The sequence below is a fragment of the Stagnihabitans sp. genome (genome assembly GCF_964946895.1).
Window position 1 is genome coordinate 1 of the sequence record NZ_CBBQHX010000088.1, and the last position, 4665, is coordinate 4665.

3 protein-coding genes are annotated in these 4665 nt (G+C 62.2%); all 3 read left to right on the forward strand.

The genetic code is table 11. The features are described from left to right. Positions 1–744, forward strand: a 744-nt coding sequence (locus AC1Y2B_RS23305) for an electron transfer flavoprotein subunit beta/FixA family protein (RefSeq protein ID WP_482255511.1), incomplete at its 5' end; no start/stop codon positions are given. Next, complete coding sequence (locus AC1Y2B_RS23310; protein WP_482255512.1) at positions 744–1670, forward strand: electron transfer flavoprotein subunit alpha/FixB family protein; 927 nt, start codon at positions 744–746, stop codon at positions 1668–1670. The genes AC1Y2B_RS23305 and AC1Y2B_RS23310, both read left to right, overlap by 1 nt. A gap of 137 nt (positions 1671–1807) precedes the next feature. Continuing rightward, the coding region (locus tag AC1Y2B_RS23315) for a conjugal transfer protein TraG N-terminal domain-containing protein (RefSeq protein ID WP_482255513.1) at positions 1808–4665 on the forward strand (2858 nt) is incomplete at its 3' end.

Genomic DNA, 4665 nt, shown 5'->3' on the forward strand with positions numbered 1-4665 from the left:
GTCAAACGTGTGATCGACTACAACGTGAAGGTTCGCGTGAAGGCGGACGGGTCCGGTGTCGATCTGGCGAACGTGAAGATGTCGATGAACCCCTTCGACGAGATCGCCGTCGAGGAAGCTATCCGCTTGAAAGAAAAGGGGATTGCGACCGAGGTGATCGTGGTCTCCATCGGCGTGAAGCAGTCGCAAGAGACGCTTCGGACCGCCCTCGCGATGGGTGCCGACCGCGCCATCCTGATCGAGGCGACCGACATCGTCCAGACCGACATCGAGCCCCTCGCCGTCGCCAAACTGCTGGCAGCCGTGGTGGCTGCCGAAGGTCCGGGTCTGGCGCTGTGCGGCAAGCAAGCCATTGATAATGATATGAATGCGACGGGCCAGATGCTCTCCGCCCTTCTGGGTTGGGCGCAAGGCACCTTCGTTTCAGAGCTGGCGATTGCCGATGGCAAGGCCACCGTGACACGCGAAGTCGATGGCGGTCTGCAGACCATCGCCGTCACCCTTCCTGCGGTCCTGACCGTCGACCTGCGCCTGAACGAGCCGCGCTATGCCTCGCTGCCCAACATCATGAAAGCCAAGGCAAAACCCCTGGCCGCCAAGACCCCGGCAGACTACGGCGTCGACGTCTCGCCTCGTCTGACCGTGCTGAAAACCGTCGAACCGGCGGGCCGCAAGGCAGGCGTCAAGGTTGGCTCGGTCGCCGAACTGATCACCAAACTCAAAGACGAAGCGGGGGTCCTGTGATGGCCGTTCTTCTGATTGCCGACGTGAATGACGGCCACCTCGCCACCGACCAGGTCGCCAAGGCGCTGGCCGCGGTGACCTCGCTCGGTGAGGTCCACGTCCTCGTCGCCGGCACCGGTGGCGACGCCGCCGCGGCCGAAGCCGCCACCCTCTCCGGCGTATCCAAAGTCCTCTTCGCCGAGGATCACGCCTATTGCCACGGCATGGCCGAAGCCACCGCCGCACTGGTGGTAGCGTTGGCACCCGCCTACACCCATATCTGTGGTGCCGCCACCGCCGCCAACAAGAACGTCCTGCCCCGCGTGGCAGCCCTTCTCGACGTCATGGTCCTGTCCGACGTCACCGCCGTGATCGACGCTGAAACCTTCGAGCGCCCGATTTACGCCGGCAACGCCGTGCAAACCGTCCGCTCGTCTGACACCAAGAAGGTCTTCACCGTCCGCACCGCCGGCTTCGCTGCAGTCGGCGCCGGAAACGCGGCATCGGTCGAGAAAATCGGCGGCCCCGGCGCCAACGCCCTCTCGGCTTGGGTCGAGGACCGCGTCGCCACCTCCGACCGCCCCGAACTGACCTCCGCCGGCATCGTCGTCTCGGGCGGCCGTGGTGTGGGTTCCAAGGAATCCTTCGACCTGATCGAGAAACTCGCCGACAAGCTGAACGGTGCCGTCGGCGCCAGCCGTGCTGCCGTCGACAGCGGCTATGCCCCGAACGACTGGCAAGTCGGTCAGACCGGCAAGGTCGTCGCCCCCAACCTCTACATCGCCGTCGGCATCTCGGGCGCCATCCAGCACCTTGCCGGCATGAAGGACAGCAAGGTCATCGTCGCCATCAACAAGGACGAAGAAGCCCCGATCTTCCAGGTCGCCGACTACGGCCTCGTCTCCGACCTCTTCACCGCAGTCCCGGAACTTATCGAAAAACTGTAGGATGGGCGGTCCGCCTAGTTTCCGTATGGCTAGCAGACCCGATGTCACCTTTGCCGGTCCCCCCTTGTTCTAGTCCGTTGCCTGATGCTTTCCCCCGCTCGGGGTGACCTTTTGCCCCGGTCTTGGGGAGCCCACGCATGCCGACTTTCGAAATCTACACGGTCGGCGGCGCCTACTATCTCTATGCCGTGTTCAACTTCCTTGCGGCTTTCACTGGCAGTGCGGATTTCAAGCTGTTTCTCTCGATCGCAGTTTCTCTTGGCGGGATCGGACTCCTCTGGCGGATGATCTGGGGCGCAGGGCTGCGGGATATCCTGCAGCAGATCGTGCTGATGCTGATCGTTGGGCTGGCGGGCGTGGGCATCAAGGCCCGCGTGGTGATCATCGATCCGACCTCGGGTACCATTCCAATCTATGGCACGGTCGACAATGTGCCGTGGTCGGTGGCGGTCCTGGGCTACTACACCACCGGCATTTCCTATCAGCTGACCTCGCGGATGGAGACGCTGCTCTCGACGCCTGACAATCTAAGCTACCAGCAAAGCGGTATGCTGTTTGGAGCCACGCTGCTGTCACAGGCGGCGCACTGGCGCGCGGTGTCTCCACAGATCCACGAGCTTCTCGTCAATTACATGCAGAACTGTGTGATCGACGGGACGATGCTGGGGCATATGGACCTCGAAGAGGTGGCGCATACCGGGGCGCTTGATGCCGAGATCACCGCCAATGTGCCCCAGTCGCTGGCCTACTATGATCCGACGACGTCCCAGACCGAAAGCTGTGCGACACGCTGGACGGCCGTACGTGGCCTGATCACTGCAGAAGTCGAGAAGGTGATGACTCAGAAGGCGGCGGCGGCCTTTCCGGACCGGGTCGGCACCGGAGGCTCCAATGTCGCAAAGCTAAAGGGCACCCTGTCGGATTTTCAGGGGCTGATTGGCATGTCGTCCTCTTCGGCGGTTGCGACCATCCGTCAGGCGATGCTGCTGACGGCGATGGATGACGCGGTGAACCGGTTCATCGCCTCTTCCGGCAATGATGCGGCCATGGCGCTCTATCAGACGGCGCGCACCAACGTGCAAACCAAGTCATCCTATTCGGCGATCGGGGCCAGTGCCCTGAAATGGGTGCCGCTCCTGAAGGTGGTGCTGGAGACCGTCTATTACGCCTCGTTCCCACTGGCGCTTTTCATGATGCTGGCAATGCCGACCGGGTGGTCGATCCTAAGGGGCTATGCCGGGGGTTTCGTCTGGCTTGCCGCCTGGGGACCGATTTCGGCGATCCTGCATATGATCGTGCTAGAATCCGCCTCGGGTTATTATCGATCCGCCGGGCTCACGACCTCAGACGGCACGGTCAACGATGTCGTCCTCTCGCTCTCGAACCTCTATCAGATGCAGGCGGTGGAGGCCGATGTCGGCTCGGTCGCGGGCTATCTGATGATGTCGGTGCCCTTTCTCGCCACGGCGATCCTGTTCGGGGCGGACAAGATGACCTCGATGGCGACTTCGCTTCTGAACGTGGGGCAGGGGGCGGCGATCGAGACGGGGCGCGAGGCCGCCACGGGCACGATCTCTCTCGGTAACGTCTCGATGAACAACATGGCGGCCAACAAGTGGAATACTTCGTCGGTACGCGACGAGGGGCGGTACACAGCTTTTGCCGGGAATGGCGCTTCCGTGACGCAGAACCAGGATGGGTTGGTCACGTACGGCCGCGGGTCTGCCGTCACCGAAACCGCCTTCAACGGATCGCTGTCAAACTCCGTGCGCAGCGAAATGTCCAACCGGGTCGAGGAGACGCGTACAACGGCGGCGACTAAGACAGCCGAGCTGTCGAGTTTCATGTCGGGGGCGACGGCGGACACGATGGGCTTCGTGAACTCGGTTATGGCGTCGAAGGGTTCCTCGGACAGCGGCACAGTCGATATGGGGTCGAGCCACAGCACGTCGGTCGCCAACGCCTGGCAGACGGTACGGGATTTCGCGCGCGCGAACAATGTGTCCGACGAAGTGGCCCTCAATGCGGTCCTCGGCGCGAGCCTAGGTCTTGGCGGCACCGCAGAACTTGGAACCGTCGGCAAGGACATGCTCGGTTCTGGGATTTCGGGGAAGGCCTCTGCCAATCTCGACGGTAGGACATCGGGAAGCGCAATGGCATCCAACGGTGACACGCTGACGCTTGCGGAAAAGGCCTCTGCGGACGAACGCCTTATGAGCGCTTTCGACACGATCGACAGCGCACGGGAGTCAAGCGGATGGTCATCGAGCAATTCCGAGAGCCAGAGCAGCGATCAGTCCAAGCGGTATTCCCTGGAGGACGGGCAGCGCATGGCCCGTACAGCACTGCGTTCGATCAGCGAGGCGGAAACGGCGGCCAAAGGACAGGCTTATGTTGAAGCCAATGGTCTCACAGCCGATGTGAACATCAACAACCAGGTCGCAGCCAAGGTTCGTGACTTGGGCGACGATCCGCTTTCGGCCATGTTCTCCGCGGATGCGGCGGATATTGCCATGGTCGACCGTGCCGTGAAACTGGTGGCCAAGGATCTGATCGATCCTTCGACCTTCGCAGCACCGACGTCGACCCAAGGAGACTTCAAACTCGAGGACCCGTCGGTCACAACAAGCCATGCCCAACCCAGTGCCGCATCCGCCCAATTGGGCGACACTGCCGTCGACCGACCCGCGATGACTGAGGCGGCACGCTCAGGTTACGCCGCCGCAAAGGACTACAGCGGCTCACGCATTTCCGAGCTCGACAATGCAGGAATGAGCAATGAGGCACGCTCGGGCTTCACCGAATTGGCCAAGGATATCACGCAGGCAACCGAAGGAACGATGGCAGGTCGTCTGGTTGGCAAGGTCGTCCAGTCTTCTGCAGAACTGCTGGGATTGGGTACAAGCCAAGCCGAGACCCTGTTGGAAACTGATCCCCTCCTGCAATTCGATCCCAATGCCGCAAGGATCACGGTCTCGCCAGATGCGGACGGCCA

Coding starts and splice junctions, on each gene's coding strand:
- AC1Y2B_RS23310 (WP_482255512.1), top strand. CDS start 744: ATGGCCGTTCTTCTGATTGCCGACGTGAATGACGGCCACCTCGCCACC.